The following is a 15,686-nucleotide window of genomic DNA, read 5'->3' on the forward strand; positions in this document are numbered from 1 at the left end:
ATAAGCATAACTCAGTCCTCTTTTTTGCCTTTTTGTTTCTGGAAAATCAAAACTCGCAAAATTTGGACTGAGTTTCTTTGACACTCCTACCATTTTGAAAAGTTATATATTGGAAAAGTATTGGGGGTTTATGCTGTTTATCCTTATACGCGAAATTTATCCCTAAAAATTAGAATGTTAATTGAACATATTATGGCCTCTTATAAAAAAATCAGTCATTATTTCTAAAATCTTTCTCTGCTGGGTGGTTAATAACCAGCAGAGATTATGTCATTTTTGGATATAGTCTATTGAATTTTCATGCCTAATTAATGTGAGGTATACGCTGTTTTATCTTAAATAATTTTATATCTGGCTGATTTTTATTGATTTAATCTTTTTCGCTCAATGCAATTAAGGCATTGCCGATTTGTATGATTTCTAGTTGTTAAAAAATCACAGCGTAGGAGCTTAGGAAAAGTTGTGATTATAATGTCATTGTTATGAAGAATTAACCTTTCAGCTACATTTCTTATTCTATAAAAATAGTTACCTGAGGATTCTATGCCCTTATTTTTCAGCATTGCTCCGATTGTCCTGCTGATTTGGATGATGACCAAACGTAAAGGTATTCCATCCCACATTGCTTTATCCCTGACAGCGATAATTGTTTACTTCATACAATTATTTTGGTTTGAAGCTCAACCTATATTATTACATGCCAATATTATTACAGCATTGGTCTCCGTCTTTACTCCCATTACGATTATTTTAGGCGCAATTTTGCTGAATAAATTGATGCAAGTCAGTGGAGCTGAAGATATTGTACGTAATTGGCTGGAAAATATCACTCCTAACCCCGTCGCTCAATTAATGATTATTGGCTGGGCTTTCGCTTTTATGATTGAAGGAGCCAGCGGTTTTGGCACTCCGGCTGCGATTGCAGCCCCCATATTGGTCGGTTTGGGGTTTAATCCATTACGGGTTGCCCTGCTGGCTTTGGTGATGAACTCTGTACCTGTTTCTTTCGGAGCGGTAGGAACACCAACTTGGTTCGGTTTTGCCAATCTGGGGCTGACTGATGATGATTTTTTTGAAATCAGTAGATTGACCGCACTTATTCATTTTGTTGCCGGTTTTGTTATCCCGTTGTTGGCACTACGATTTATTGTATCGTGGCAAGAAATTCGTCAAAACATCCTGTTTATCTTCTTAAGTATCCTGAGTTGTACAGTACCTTATCTGTTGCTGGCTCAGGTTAATTATGAATTTCCGGCCTTGGTCGGCGGAGCTATTGGGTTGGCTTTGTCGGTATTACTGGCCCGAATGGGTATCGGTATAAAACGCTACGAAAGAAAAAGTTCCGGGCAGGCTGTGCCTTTCAACAAGGTTGTCAAAGCCATGATGCCAACTTTGTTATTGATTATGATCCTGATTATTACCCGCATTCACCAATTAGGTATCAAAACATTGCTGAATAATGCTGAGGCCAATTGGCAATTTAATTTAGGTTGGTTAGGTGATTTAAGTGTCAGTAAATCTTTAATTATAAGTTGGCAACATGTGTTGGGAACATCTGCTTCCGCCAGCTATAAGACGTTATATGTACCGGCAATTATCCCGTTTCTGTTGGTGGTATTGGTATGTATTCCCTTTTTTCGACTTAATCGCCATCAGGTCAGGCAGATGTTCTGTGAAACAGGCTCACGTATTTTTAAGCCATTTATTGCGTTGTTTGGTGCGTTAGTGATGGTCAATATGATGATGTTAGGAAATGAAAATGCACCTGTCATTATTATTGGTAAAGCATTGGCCACAATGATCGGGGAAAGTTGGCTGCTGTTCTCTTCACTTCTGGGAGCATTGGGTTCATTTTTCTCAGGTTCTAATACGGTTTCGAATCTGACATTTGGCGGGATTCAGCATTCCATCGCGTTGAGCAATGGGATGAATGTCAATTTGATGTTGGCACTGCAATCTGTTGGCGGTGCTATGGGCAACATGGTTTGTTTAAACAACATCATTGCTGTTTGCTCTATTTTGGGGATAGCGAATGCAGAAGGCCAGATTATGAAGAAGACGATTTTACCCATGCTGGTCTATGGGGCAATTGCGGCTGTAATGGCTATGATTCTGGCATCTTAAAAAATGTGCGAATAACTTTTCAACATTAAGGTACATATTATGATTATTTCCGCTTCAACTGACTATCGGGCTGCAGCACAGGATAAGTTACCGCCTTTTCTGTTCCATTATATTGATGGCGGAGCCTATGCAGAGCATACCCTTAAACGCAATACCACTGATTTATCCGATATTGAATTACGCCAGCGAGTATTGAAAGACATGTCTGAATTAAGTCTGGAAACCAGCTTATTCGGAGAAAAAATGTCAATGCCGGTGGCACTTGCGCCTGTGGGATTATCAGGGATGTATGCACGCCGAGGTGAAGTACAAGCTGCACGTGCTGCGGCAAAAAAAGGAATTCCATTTACTTTATCAACGGTATCAGTATGCCCGATTGAAGAAGTAGCGCCTGCGATTGATCGTCCGATATGGTTTCAGCTCTATGTTCTGAAAGATCGTGGCTTTATGCGCAATGTGTTGGAACGGGCGCAGGCTGCGGGAGTCAAGAATCTGGTTTTCACTGTGGATATGCCTGTTCCTGGCGCACGTTATCGTGATGCCCATTCTGGGATGAGTGGCCCGAATGCGGCGATGCGTCGTGTCTTACAGGCAATGACTCATCCTCAGTGGGCATGGGATGTAGGGTTATGGGGTAAACCACATGATCTGGGTAATATCTCTGTGTATCGTGGGCAACCGACTAAATTAGAAGATTATATGGGTTGGTTGGGAAGCAATTTTGATCCTTCCATTTCGTGGAAAGATTTGGAGTGGATCCGTGATTCCTGGAAAGGGCCAATGATTATTAAAGGCATTCTCGACCCAGAAGATGCTAAAGATGCTGTGCGTTTTGGTGCAGATGGCATCGTGGTTTCCAATCACGGTGGGCGTCAACTTGATGGTGTTCTGTCAACGGCGCGTGCTTTACCTGCGATTGCAGATGCAGTCAAAAATGACATTACCATTCTTGCTGACTCCGGTATTCGTACTGGATTGGATGTGGTAAGGATGATTGCTCAGGGGGCTGATAGTGTTCTTTTGGGGCGTGCCTTTGTTTATGCGTTGGCGGCGGCAGGTGAAGCTGGCGTTTCCAATTTGCTGGATCTGATTGATAAAGAGATGCGGGTAGCGATGACCTTAACGGGGGCCAGATCAATCTCGGAGATTAATTCTGATTTGTTGGTTCGTCATCAAGGTTAATGGCAAATTTTTGCCATTATTGGTCAGCAGAGGTTATTCTGCTGGCCGTATTCAATTAATCCTTTATACCAATAGGGCGATATCCCTGCCATTCGGGTTTATCTGGTTGACCGTGAGGATTTTCAGTTAAGTGGATATAATAGCCACTGACTTGTTTGAGGAGTAGACAGTCATCAACATCTTTCAGGTTATCTTTATGGAGTTGATCGTAGCCGGACAGTAAACTTTCTTTGGCTTTTTCCTTTGTTTCTTCTATTTTTGCCACTGCAACAAATTGGACATCATGAACTTCAATGTTAGATTTTCCAGCATTTCCACCAAGATAAAACATGTATAATTGAGGCATTTTCTTTCCTACTTATATTTTTCCTGCTAGTGGCTTTCATCTATTGTGATTTTATGCCGACTTTATTTTGTCAGAAACAAGGTGTTACACATTCTCAAGCAGTATTTCACCATGTGAAAAAAGTTTCGCTTTACCTGTCAGATAAACACGATCACCCTCTGTTCTGCATAATATTTCACCGCTTCGTTCGGATAATTGGCGGGCGCACAGCTTATTTTTATTGAATCGTTTTGCCCAGAAAGGAGCAAGCACACAATGGCTGGAACCTGTAACCGGATCTTCATTAACACCTTTAGCTGGTGCAAAAAAACGTGAAACAAAATCGGTGGATGAATCACCGAGGGCGGTAATAATAAGTCCAGGTAAAGGAAAAGAGGCAATTTTATCAAAATCAGGTTGGGTATTGATGATTTGTTCTGCGGAATCTAAAACACAGACGTAGCGATCATGTGAGACGAACACTTCAGAAACCTTTTGCCCCAAAGCATCTTGCATGACAGGGATGAGAGTTTTTTCTTCATAACAATCAATGGCAGGGAAATCCAGTGTAAAAACATCATTTTCATAAGAGACGCGAAGCTCACCGGAAAGGCTCTTGAAGGTGAGCAGCTCATCTTGATTGTTGCGGTATTTTATAAGAACAAATGCAGTTGCCAGTGTTGCATGTCCACATAAACTTACTTCGATTTTCGGTGTAAACCAGCGTAAATGGTTTCCTGCCAAAAAAGCGGTTTCTGGCAGGCCAATTTCAGCAGCGATGGAAATCAATGTTTCATCTGTTGGCCACTTATCTAACAAAACAACAGCAGCAGGATTACCGGAAAACAATTGTTCTGTAAAGGCATCGACATGGTAAACAGGGAATGAGTGCATCAGAATTTCATTTATTTTTTGTTGTGAGAAGTAGAACACAGAATGTTGAAAATACAATAAGTTGTAAAGAGTTATTTAAGATGGTTGCAAAACACACAAAGATTCTAGTATTGACCTCAGAGGACAATAGCTATTAAATAATAATTCTTTGTTATAGTTCCAATAAGGGAAGATATGAAAATCAAAGGACTTCATTGCCTATTTTTTCTTTTGTCAGTGTGTTGTTCTCAGGCTCTGGCATTAGATTTAAGCTACAAAAGCGATATACCTGCGGATAACAAGCCTTCAGAAGAGTATCTGAAAAAGAGAAGTGAGTTAGGTCACGGGAGTTGGAATACAGAGAAGCTGGCTGAGGATAACGCCTTGGCTGAGAAACGGGAAGATGAACTTAAGGAATATAATAGTAAATTCGAACCAAAAACTAGCTTAGGCTTTTCTCATGATTGGAACTTAGGCTTTTCTTATGATTGGTACGATAAGCAGTTTAAGGCGAATTCACATACAAAAGATACTCACTTTATGCCGCATTTCCACGAGCAGATTAAACGTCGGTGTTATAGAGAAACGCGACAGAAGCTAGAGAAAGAGCATGGAAATGGATATTCCTATGCTGATATTTCTGATGCCTGCGGTTATTAATTGTACTATATGCTGTTCATAGTAGAGCTGGGCATGTGTACAACAAGGTTAAATTTATCTCTGAAACTGCATACCAAAGCGATGTAGTAGCGTACAAGGATGCTGGAGAACAGCGAAAGGATTCGCGAATTTAATGGTAATTATTGTGAGTTAGTCTTGAGTTATAGTCATTCCCTTTGTTGCATTTACGGTTTCATATCGATGTATAGTGTTTATCATCGGTATGTAAACTCATCGTCATGGCTGAATTTTGGCTAAGTATTTAACATACTGCTAAGATTTGGAGCCATGAGTCTTTCCTAAAAGTGACTGACAAATAGGTTAATTGCTAAGGCTATAAATATCAAACCCGTGATTTTATTTAAAATGGTTTGTATTGATGGTCTGCTGGATATAGCAGTGTTCAAAAATCCAGATAAATAAGAGATAAGCGTAAATAAAATAAAAGAAATAATGACAAATGTTAAACCTAAATAAAATAATTGTAGTGAAGCTGGAGTGGAGCTTGTGCTTTTAGTGGTAAATTGTGGTAAAAAAGCCATAAAGAAAATAATAATTTTAGGATTTGATAGGTTCATTATCAGCCCTTTTTTAATGAGCACCTTTGTATCGTAAGAATCTCTGGTATGCCCCTGAAAGACAATAGGTTTTGCATTGAAGGCTTTCCAAGCTAAATGACTTAAATAACAAACCCCAAGTGCTCGAATAATTTCAAGTGCCACAATACTTTCTCGTAGTATTGCTGCAATACCTAATGAGACTAAAGACGTATGTATCAGTAATCCAATACATAGACCAATAGTAATTGATATTCCGGTTTTACGTCCATTTACTGCGGATTGACTTAATACAAAAATATTATCAGGGCCTGGTAAAAGGCATAAGAAGAATGAAGTGCTGATAAAGACAATGAGTGTTTCTATATTTAGCATATTTCTTATCGTGATTATATTAAATAAAAATTGAGAATACGTGGATGAAATAATTTTGGATTATAAATCACACGGTTAGTTTTCTTCTTCACAAGCGGTGATGATATTAATACAAATCAATTGAGCACAGAATGCCTAAAAATCTACTGATGGGTATGAATTAATTTCATACCTTGTTCGATAGTTTTTTCAAGATGTGTTTTAATTAGAGGGAAACAGATCTCTCTGAACCACCTATGTTCCGGATCCTGGTGATGTTTAGCATGCCACAACAAATAGTATTTTTGTGCTTTGATATTGATAGGTAAGCGTTTTATCTGTAAATCATAATGTTGGGAAAAATCAGCAGCAATATGAAGTGGTATGGTTAGCATGGTGTTTGTTTTTAGCAACAACTCAATAGCAGCCTGGAAAAAGGGAACGGTTGCAAAAATATGACGATTGAGATTCATCATTGCTAAAACTTGATCAACAGGGCTGTTTTTATCCCCACCACCGTTAATTAGAATATGTCTGGCATTTATATAGTCGTTAATAGTTATATCGTTATCTGACTTAGAATACGTATTTCTGAATACAACAGCAAGTTGGTCTTCAGCCATCATCTTACCGTATAAATTATCAGGTACAGCATCGGCAATAGTTGCGACTAAATCAACGTGTTGTTCAGCAAATGTATTGAGATTTTCTTTATGCCATAATTTATAGTTAATACTGACGTTAGGCGCCTCTTTTTCAATATCATAAGATATAGACGGTAAGATAGCTTGGGCGACATAATCGCTAGAAGCTAAGGTAAATTGTCTTTGGCAAAGGCTTGGCTCCATTAATTCAGGTGCATATAGGTTATCTAATTGCTGGAGCAATACCGGAAGCTGTTCTTTCAGTTTTTCTCCTTTTTTGGTGAGGATAAATTTATTTGCTTCTCTTACAATAATCTTGTCATGAAAATCTTCACGAAGCTGGTTCAATGTCTTACTTATTGCAGATTGTGTAACACCTAACTGTTTTGCGGATTCAGTTAAATTACGTGTTTGTAGTATTGATACTAAAGCTGGTAATAATTTGTAATTATTCAAAATGTATTTTCCGTATGTAAATTGTGATGTCGATGCTTTTTATTATTTATTGCTTCCACAATGGTAACAATCGTGTATTTCATCAATGGGTAATAGCATGTTGAAGATAGCATATCTTGTATAAAGAGAATAAACCGTCACCGAATACCCCCAGCTTAGAAATGGAGATGCAGTGACGGTTTAACCAAAATTTAACCTAATGAATGGCTTAGTTTATCGTAATGATGCCATCGTCAGGACTTTGCTTCTGCTTCATGCAGGCTGCTCATCAAACGACGGATAGGTACGATAAGAATAAGTAAAATCGCGGAACAAATTACCAACGACAGTGAAACGTTGGAGAATAGCTGAGGCAGGCTATCCAGTTTATCTGCACGCACATTACCGCCAATTAAGCCAGCAGCGAGGTTACCCAATGCACTGGCACAGAACCATAATCCCATGACTTGTCCACGCATGCGGGAAGGCGCTAATACTGTCATCGTTGCCAGCCCGATGGGGCTAAGGCAAAGTTCACCAAGAGTCAGAAAGAGAACACTGAAAACAATCCATAACGGTGAAACTGTACCGCCAGTCGCCAGTACGTTTTGAGCGGCGAACATCATGATTGCAAAACCAACGGCAGCAAGCAGCATACCAATTAAAAACTTGCCAATACTGCTTGGGTTCATGTTGCGTTTTGCCAGCGCAGGCCATAACCAACTAAAGATTGGGGCTAGCAAGATAATATAGAGTGGATTGATTGACTGGAACCAAACAGCCGGAATCTCATAACCCAGAACGACGCGGTCAGTATAGTCATTAGCAAATAAGTTAAATGAAGTTGGTTTTTGCTCGAATGCTGACCAGAATAAAGCGGCTGAAACGAGCAGGATGAAACAGACGAACAGGCGGATTTTCTCATTGCGGTCTAGTCCTGCAAACAGGAATAAATAGGCAAAATAGAGAATAACACTGGACGAGATGACATAAACCAACGCATTGGCAACTTTAACGGGGTTAAATGGAATAGTTCCCGCAATCACTGATGCAACAATCGCAGAAACTGTCATTGCAATTGCGCAGACCCATTTGCCAACATGTTTGCGTTTTATCATTGGGCGATCCCAACTGGAATCCAATCCGGTTTCTTTATCGTAACGACGCATCAGAGGAACAGTATAAAAACGAAAAATCAGCAGGGCGGCCAGCATACCTAATCCACCGACACCAAAGCCCCAATGCCAGCCATAGTCTTTCACCAGCCAGCCAGTGATTAATGTTGCGATGAAGGAACCTAAATTAATACCCATGTAAAACAGAGAGAAACCACCGTCACGACGGGGATCATCTTTTTTATACAGGGTTCCTACCATAACGGTGACACACGTTTTGAACAGGCCCGTACCGAGCGTAATGAGCAGTAACCCAATAAAGAACAGGTTGTTACTCCAAACAGCGGATAGGGCGATGGAGAGATGCCCCAGGGCGATAATAATCGAACCATACCAGACAGCGAGCCGTTGACCCAGCCAGTTATCAGCTAACCAGCCACCGGGTAGTGATGTCAGGTAAATACTGCCAGCAAAGATCCCGACAACCGCTGATGCTTGATCACGAGGAATGCCCATACCACCATCAAAGATGGCCGCAGACATGAACAAAATCAGAAGAGGGCGGATACCATAGAACGAAAATCGTTCCCACATTTCTGTCATAAAGAGGGCACTGAGTGGATAAGGATGCCCAAAAAAGGTTCTATTCTTTCCGTTGTTGGTTGAAGATTGCATCTAATAATTCTTCCTAAAAATCCATCTTTATGATGGTGATGTTTTACAAGTCAAAATGAAAAGGTTGCTTTATAATCATGCCAAACAAAATTATTAACATATTTCTATAAAGCTTCTTACTTAATTGTTTGTGTATTTTTAACATGTTCTTTGCTTTTTTCATTAACAAGAAGCACGTTTTCTACTTTATATTCCATTTTTTAGAATGAAAGTCGATAAGAATCTCAGTTTTAGAATTTAATAGCAGGTATGTGACGGGAATTATTGACTTGGATATTTTTTTTGGGGTATCAAAATTTTTCACTAAATTACTTATAAAACAATGAATTAATTCTTAACTAATGCAGATGGTGATATTTTTTGCGTGTTACGATATGAACTTGGGCTTTAAATAGGCAGAGATTACATAAAGACAGTAAGTTTCTCTCTGTTCCAGTCGGGATGATTGTAAAAAACCAAGTTATTTTAAGAATAAAAAGGCTGAAAAAAAGCGGTCAAAAAAACACTGCCCCCATGCAGGGAATGAGAATAAAAATAAATTTATTTAATAATTCTATAACATTTTTCAGGGGTGTGAGTAAAAGGCATTGGCTGCTATTTATAAATAGCAGCCATATAATTTTATTTGTGAATATTATCGTTATCACTATACAAGGATGGCATACCTTCGGGACGTGTCTTAAAACGTCGGTGTAGCCACATGTATTGATCAGGTGCCTGCATGATCTCTTTTTCAATCACCTTATTCATGAACGCAGCAGCCGCTACTTCATCTTTTAGAGGAAAATTTTCTACAGCGGGTTGAATAATTAATTCATAACCTTTCCCATCGGGCAATCTGCGAGGAGTAAAGGGGAGCAATGCCGGATTGGACAAACGGACGAGAATTGAGGTTCCAGTCGTAGTTGCTGCATGTTCAACAGCAAATAGCGGGGCGAATACGCTGTTACGTGGGCCATAATCATGATCAGGCGCATACCAGACAATTTCACCATTTTTCAGGCAGCGGATCATACCCTTCACATCTTTCCTATCCAGCATATATTTATTAGATCGGAGCCGTCCCCATGTTTGCAGCCAATCCATAACAGGATTGTCATTTGGGCGATACACTCCAATTCCCGGATTCAACATACCAAAGATACGCGCGCCTAATTCCAGCGTCAGAAAGTGCACTCCAATAACGATAATTCCCTGGCCTCTCGCTTGTACTTCCTGAATATTCTCCCGCCCGGTAATGTTGAACCAGCGTTTGATTCTCCAGTCAGGCCAGAACCAGGCCATTCCTGTTTCAAATAAACCCATGCCAACAGATTCAAAATTTTTGACCAGCCATTCATGCCGTTTTTCTGGTGGTATATCAGGAAAACAGAGTGCCAGATTGCGTTCAGCGACTTTGGCACGCTTTTTCAAAAAGCGTTGGGATAGTCGGCCAAGCCGGGTTCCCATCCAGTAAATCGCTGGGTAAGGGAGTAAAACCAATAAATAAAGTATGCCGATACCTAACCAAGTCAGCCAGTAACGGGGATGTAAAAATGAACGACGAAAAGGAGGTGCTTGTATCATGTGTTTTCAGTGTGTTATTTGTCATTTTGAATTGAAGCTGTGTCTAAGATCTTCACATATTTCATCGTTAGTGAATGATTTGTACGCTCAGTCTTTTATACCCGTTGTCTTTCAAGTTGCCGCTTTGTTAGCTGAATCTTGAAATCCATAGGGTATAGATACAACTTGTGTTCAAATTATCTGCAACAATAGACGCTTATTGAGCAGGCTCTAAGAGTCATTTTGGTGCATTGTGACATTTTTTAATGGAATATCGAAATATTGGGGCATTAAATACCTAATTGGGCGATAAATTGTTCGATTAACCGCTCCTGCTTGACAGCATGTTACCATGTGATAGTTGTGCTATAACCATTCTTTGTATGATATTGGCATGATTATGCTATTCCCGTATACGATATTCAAACACTTGCTATACATTGCCAGAATACAAATCACTATCCGCTAAAGCGCATTTTCGCTATGATATTCGGCAATCAATGGGGCAACCATTGAAGTTTTTATTTTTTTAATCGAAATTCAGGAAAGTACACCATGCCAGTGTTACATAACCGTATTTCTAATAAAGAGCTGAAAGAACGTATGTTGGCTGAAACCGCGCCGCGCACGACCATCTCTTTTTATAAATATTTTACCATTTCCGAACCACAGGCTTTTCGCGATAGCCTGTATCAAGGATTTACTGAACTCTCTGTCTTTGGCCGGGTTTATATCGCCAAAGAAGGTATCAATGCCCAAATTAGTGTACCTTCCAGTAACGTTGATGCTTTGAAAACATTATTGGATGAAACTGATCCTGCATTACGTAACCTGCGCCTTAATATTGCTCTGGAAGATGACGGTAAATCATTCTGGGTATTGCGCATGAAAGTGCGTGAACGCATTGTTGCTGATGGTATTGAAGATGAAACTTTTGATCCATCAAAAACAGGCGAATATCTCAAAGCAGCTGAAGTCAACCAAATGCTGGATGATCCTGATACCGTTTTTGTCGATATGCGTAACCACTACGAATATGAAGTAGGGCATTTCGAAAACGCAATTGAAGTTCCTTCTGATACGTTTCGTGAACAGCTGCCGATGGCAGTAGACATGCTGAAAGACAATAAAGATAAAAATATAGTTATGTACTGCACTGGCGGAATTCGCTGTGAAAAAGCGAGTGCTTATATGCTGCATAATGGTTTTAACAAAGTCTATCATGTAGAAGGTGGCATTATTGAATATGCCCGCAAAGCGAAAGAAAAAGGGCTGCCAGTTCGCTTTATTGGTAAGAACTTTGTCTTTGATGAGCGTATGGGCGAGCGTATCTCTGAAGAAGTCATTGCGCACTGCCACCAGTGTGGAGCGACATGTGATAGCCATACCAACTGCAAGAATGATGGTTGCCACTTGTTGTTTATCCAGTGCCCATCCTGTGCAGAGCGTTTCGAAGGTTGTTGCGGAGATGCTTGTAGTGAAGAGATGAGACTACCGGAAAACGAACAGCGCGCTCGTCGGGCAGGAAGAGAGAATGGGGCTAAAATTTTTAATAAGTCCCGCTATCGTTTAAATGATGGTTTGAATATTACATCTTTGCAATCCATTAAGTGATGTATACCCATCGCCTTTCAAATTGCCGCTTTGTTGACTGCAATTTGAAGTCGGTGGGCATAAATACTCTTTAATTAGTTAGCCCACAGTACTGATGAATTAGCCTAAATAATTAAATATCATTTAGGCTAAAGAAATTTATTTAAATGACTTAACAAAAATATTTAAATATATTGTAAATAAAAATTAACTCTATTTTATTAGAAACGCCTGTTTTTTCTATAATATGCCTTTTGTGAGAATAGACTGTACTATTGCTGACTTTCAGTATCTTGGCTATTTTATGAGTGTTGGTTTCTAACATCCAATAATAGATGACACGATTTTCCTGACGGCTAAAAATAGAGCTGTGAATATTGAAATTAGAGAAATAACGTTGAATATCAAATGATGTCATTTCCTTTAGGCGATTAAGTAGCATCATCAGGTTTTTTTTCGATAGAATAAAATCGTTATTTGTCAATTGGATAGGTGTTTTTTCAAAAGGATAGGGTTTGTCAATATAAGTATAGATACGTGCTTCATTAACTAATGAAATAAATAATTTCAGTTGTTCGCAACTATCACTATAGTGACCATAATTTGTTAAATTTGCCAGAATAACATCCGGAGAAAAGACAGGCAGGATATTGATGGCATCTTGAATTGACGTCGCTTCTTTAGGAAAAATATCCGTATTTTCTTTTAGAAATTCGATAATTCCTAAGCGTGTATAATGACATTCCTCAATGACTAATAGTTTCATTACTTGAACATCCTTGTTCTACTATGGTTATTTGAAAAAATGGTTATTTAAAAATAGGTTATTTAGAAAATCAGTTTAACAATTAAGCTATTGCTGGATGAAGAAAGCCGTATAATACAGGATTATAAAGAATAGTGAACTAGGTGGATAATTTTATTGATTAATATTCGTTCGGTTGTCTATCTTGGACACTCAGTATATTGAGTGCCCAAATGGGTTGAAGGAAAGTACCTAAATTCATTGTTAATGTCTAATGTGATCGAGTTGACTGTATTCTGATGCTTCTATTTTTTCAATTCCGGCTTGTAAAATGAGGATAAGTTGTTTGGCCACCCCTGTTGTTAACCACAATGTTTTGTCAACGCTGACATTCTCTGGGTTTTGATCTTGAGAGGACGCGTAATGAAGACGTATCATCATGGCGTCATAGGCGTCAACGGTGCTGATATCCCAGCCTACAACAGGATGAGTTTGGATTATTTCATTTTTATTGTCCATGTAACCTCCTAATCAGACTACAGCATCATTATTGATATAATTGACTAAGAGCAAAAACCACCCATCTAGGATGAGCAAGTAGCAGTATAAACCTTTTTGCCAATCTAAGAAGTGAAAAGAACGGAATTTTTTCATCATTATTGATGGAAATAATTATAAGCCCTTCGATTTCTTTTATAAAACAGATGATTGTGCGGAAATCGTCCTTTATTTCCGCACGGTCAGCAGTAAAAAATCACTCACATAGGTTAATATCCCATCCGGCATCTTCTCCGGCAAGGAATGGAATCAACTTTTCATTACCGCACTCAACATACTCAACAACGGGTGTCGGCTTACGTGTAAGTTCGATAAAGCCGTCATTAACTGGCAGATCATAAAATGCTGGGCCATTCAGGGAGCAGAAAGATTCAAAATGCTCCATGGCTCCGATTTCTTCAAAAACAGTGGCATAGGCAGCCAGAGCGGTAGGGGCATTGAAAACCCCGGCGCAACCACAAGAGGATTCTTTGCGGTGTAGTACATGGGGGGCTGAATCTGTACCCAAGAAAAAGCGATTACAGCCACTGGCAACTGCTGCCCTCAATGCCTCTTGATGAATGTTGCGTTTTAGTACCGGTAAGCAGTAAAGGTGGGGGCGAATGCCACCAACTAGCATATGGTTGCGGTTGAACATCAAATGCTGTGGTGTCAGAGTAGCACCTAATTTATCGTTACCTTCAAGAACGTATTCTGCGGCTTCTTTAGTTGTAATATGCTCAAAAACAACTTTGAGTCCGGGAAACTGCCTGCGTAGTGGTTCCATCACTTGTTCGATAAAGCGTGCTTCGCGATCAAAAATATCGATATGGGAAGCGGTGACCTCACCATGAATCAGCAGGGGCATGCCTATTTTTTCCATAGTTTCCAATAATGGGTAGATCTTTTTGACATCGGAAACACCGTGGCTGGAATTTGTTGTTGCATTGGCGGGATAAAGTTTACAGGCGGTAAAAATCCCTTCTTTATAGCCTGTTTCAATTTGTATGCTGTTTGTTGAATCAGTCAGATAACAGGTCATAAGAGGCTGGAAATCGTGATCTGACGGAATAGCTGCGATTATCCGCTCCTTATAGGCTTTGGCGCTGGCAACATCTGTTACTGGGGGGGCGAGGTTGGGCATGACGATTGCTCGGCCAAAGAAACGGCTGGTATGGGGAACGATAGTTTTTAGCATATCACCATCGCGGAAATGGACATGCCAGTCGTCAGGGCGGCGGATTTTAATTGTGTATGATTCAGTGGTCATGGAACCGGCTCCAGAATAAAGGTGAGAAAATGATGGATGCTGATTCAGCACTCCTTAAAGCCGGAGGAGAATGATAAAACGAAAATAGCTAAATAGCTATTATTGAATGAAAAAATCCTGTGAATTTTGGAAGGTTAGAATTTTAATTTTATATTTACTAGGGTATTCAGAGGAAATATATCGTATCAAAAAAGGAAAGAATAGAAGTAACAACACGAGGGTGAATTGAATTTGGCTCCTCCAGCTGGACTCGAACCAGCGACATACGGATTAACAGTCCGCCGTTCTACCGACTGAACTATGGAGGAACTCCTTCAAGACGGGGTGCATATTAACGGTACTTTTTACGTTTGTCAAAGCAGAAAATAATAATAACTGTTTGTTTGCTGATAATGTGTACTGTGTGTGTCTTTTTTGGTCTTTTTGCCTGTTTTAGAAAAAACTCTGCCGTGAGAACTTATCAGTAGGGCCAGAAAGTAAGAAGGAGAAAAAAACAGGAAGGTGAAAAACAAAAAGCCTGATTAGCAAAACTAATCAGGCTCTTCATAATTTTTGGCTCCTCCAGCTGGACTCGAACCAGCGACATACGGATTAACAGTCCGCCGTTCTACCGACTGAACTATGGAGGAACTCCTTAAGACGGGTGCATATTAACGGTACTTTTTACGTTTGTCAAAGCGGAAAATAATAATAACTGTTTGTTTGCTGATAATGTGTACTTGTTGGTTTCTTTTTGATCTTTGTTGTGTTTTGTGAGTAATCAATCGCGTTAATGTGAGTATATTTCAGGAGATATATGGTAAAGGGCAGAACAGGTGGTCAACAAAGTAAAGCTGTAAGATAAAAGATAAGTCAGATAAATATTGTAATAAAGAGAGAAAAATAGTTAACGGGGAAGCAATGGGTTGATAAATGAACAGCCAGTCGAGAAGCAAATAATTAACCCGAATTCTGCTTAAGCCATCATTGGAACATCTTCTTCTAAGTAGAAAACTTTCAGTGATGGTTTCTTCAATTTAAGGCAGTAAGCAATCAGTCCACCTAAAACGGTC

At 39.5% G+C, this 15,686-nt stretch carries 13 protein-coding genes, 2 tRNA genes and 2 pseudogenes; 5 read left to right on the plus strand and 12 right to left on the minus strand.

Annotated elements, in window-relative coordinates; genetic code table 11:
• Positions 1-105 precede the first annotated feature (105 nt).
• The 3 genes and pseudogenes from AAC854_RS17820 to lldD form a co-directional block, all read left to right on the plus strand.
• Positions 106-228: pseudogene (locus AAC854_RS17820) on the plus strand (LysR family transcriptional regulator); the annotation flags it as partial.
• A 315-nt stretch (positions 229-543) separates the two neighbouring features.
• A complete protein-coding gene (locus AAC854_RS17825; RefSeq protein WP_340618304.1) occupies positions 544-2,124 on the plus strand; it encodes an L-lactate permease in 1,581 nt (526 codons plus the stop codon).
• 39 nt (positions 2,125-2,163) lie between these two features.
• Positions 2,164-3,306, plus strand: a complete 1,143-nt coding sequence (gene lldD, locus AAC854_RS17830; protein ID WP_273547276.1) for an FMN-dependent L-lactate dehydrogenase LldD — start codon at positions 2,164-2,166, stop codon at positions 3,304-3,306.
• Positions 3,307-3,361: 55 nt separating this feature from the next.
• Here lldD and AAC854_RS17835 read toward each other — a convergent pair whose 3' ends face one another.
• Both AAC854_RS17835 and AAC854_RS17840 read right to left on the minus strand, forming a co-directional pair.
• A complete protein-coding gene (locus AAC854_RS17835; protein WP_273547277.1) occupies positions 3,362-3,652 on the minus strand; it encodes a DUF1543 domain-containing protein in 291 nt (96 codons plus the stop codon).
• Between the two features lie 84 nt (positions 3,653-3,736).
• Positions 3,737-4,525, minus strand: coding sequence for a PhzF family phenazine biosynthesis protein (locus tag AAC854_RS17840; protein ID WP_340618305.1), 789 nt, complete (start codon positions 4,523-4,525; stop codon positions 3,737-3,739).
• A 174-nt stretch (positions 4,526-4,699) separates the two neighbouring features.
• On the opposite strand from AAC854_RS17840, the gene AAC854_RS17845 reads away from it, so the two are divergent.
• Positions 4,700-5,164, plus strand: coding sequence for a hypothetical protein (locus AAC854_RS17845; protein WP_340618306.1), 465 nt, complete (start codon positions 4,700-4,702; stop codon positions 5,162-5,164).
• A gap of 299 nt (positions 5,165-5,463) precedes the next feature.
• On the opposite strand, the gene AAC854_RS17850 is transcribed toward AAC854_RS17845, so the two are convergent.
• The 4 genes from AAC854_RS17850 to AAC854_RS17865 form a co-directional block, all read right to left on the minus strand.
• A complete protein-coding gene (locus tag AAC854_RS17850; RefSeq protein WP_340618307.1) occupies positions 5,464-6,096 on the minus strand; it encodes a LysE family translocator in 633 nt (210 codons plus the stop codon).
• Positions 6,097-6,239: 143 nt separating this feature from the next.
• The gene (locus AAC854_RS17855) at positions 6,240-7,175 is read right to left on the minus strand and encodes a LysR family transcriptional regulator (RefSeq protein ID WP_340618308.1); all 936 of its coding nucleotides are present in this window, start codon (positions 7,173-7,175) and stop codon (positions 6,240-6,242) included.
• Positions 7,176-7,408: 233 nt separating this feature from the next.
• A complete protein-coding gene (locus AAC854_RS17860) occupies positions 7,409-8,944 on the minus strand; it encodes a peptide MFS transporter (protein WP_340618309.1) in 1,536 nt (511 codons plus the stop codon).
• A gap of 621 nt (positions 8,945-9,565) precedes the next feature.
• The gene (locus tag AAC854_RS17865) at positions 9,566-10,510 is read right to left on the minus strand and encodes a Kdo(2)-lipid IV(A) acyltransferase (RefSeq protein ID WP_340618310.1); all 945 of its coding nucleotides are present in this window, start codon (positions 10,508-10,510) and stop codon (positions 9,566-9,568) included.
• Positions 10,511-11,044: 534 nt separating this feature from the next.
• Between AAC854_RS17865 and trhO the strand changes: the two genes are divergently transcribed.
• Complete coding sequence (gene trhO, locus AAC854_RS17870) at positions 11,045-12,103, plus strand: oxygen-dependent tRNA uridine(34) hydroxylase TrhO (RefSeq protein ID WP_340618311.1); 1,059 nt, start codon at positions 11,045-11,047, stop codon at positions 12,101-12,103.
• A gap of 151 nt (positions 12,104-12,254) precedes the next feature.
• On the opposite strand, the gene AAC854_RS17875 is transcribed toward trhO, so the two are convergent.
• The 6 genes and pseudogenes from AAC854_RS17875 to AAC854_RS17900 form a co-directional block, all read right to left on the minus strand.
• Positions 12,255-12,848, minus strand: coding sequence for a response regulator transcription factor (locus AAC854_RS17875; protein WP_340618312.1), 594 nt, complete (start codon positions 12,846-12,848; stop codon positions 12,255-12,257).
• Positions 12,849-13,091: 243 nt separating this feature from the next.
• Positions 13,092-13,346 (minus strand): biofilm formation regulator BssS, encoded by a 255-nt coding sequence (gene bssS, locus AAC854_RS17880; RefSeq protein WP_340618313.1) that lies wholly within the window; start codon positions 13,344-13,346, stop codon positions 13,092-13,094.
• 235 nt (positions 13,347-13,581) lie between these two features.
• Complete coding sequence (gene pyrC / locus AAC854_RS17885) at positions 13,582-14,634, minus strand: dihydroorotase (protein ID WP_340618314.1); 1,053 nt, start codon at positions 14,632-14,634, stop codon at positions 13,582-13,584.
• A gap of 232 nt (positions 14,635-14,866) precedes the next feature.
• Positions 14,867-14,942 (minus strand) — tRNA-Asn (locus AAC854_RS17890).
• Positions 14,943-15,187: 245 nt separating this feature from the next.
• Positions 15,188-15,263: transfer RNA gene (locus tag AAC854_RS17895), tRNA-Asn, on the minus strand.
• A gap of 326 nt (positions 15,264-15,589) precedes the next feature.
• A pseudogene (locus tag AAC854_RS17900) lies at positions 15,590-15,686 on the minus strand (IS982 family transposase); the annotation flags it as partial.

The organism is Xenorhabdus entomophaga (genome assembly GCF_037996725.1).
Lineage (GTDB): Bacteria > Pseudomonadota > Gammaproteobacteria > Enterobacterales > Enterobacteriaceae > Xenorhabdus > Xenorhabdus khoisanae.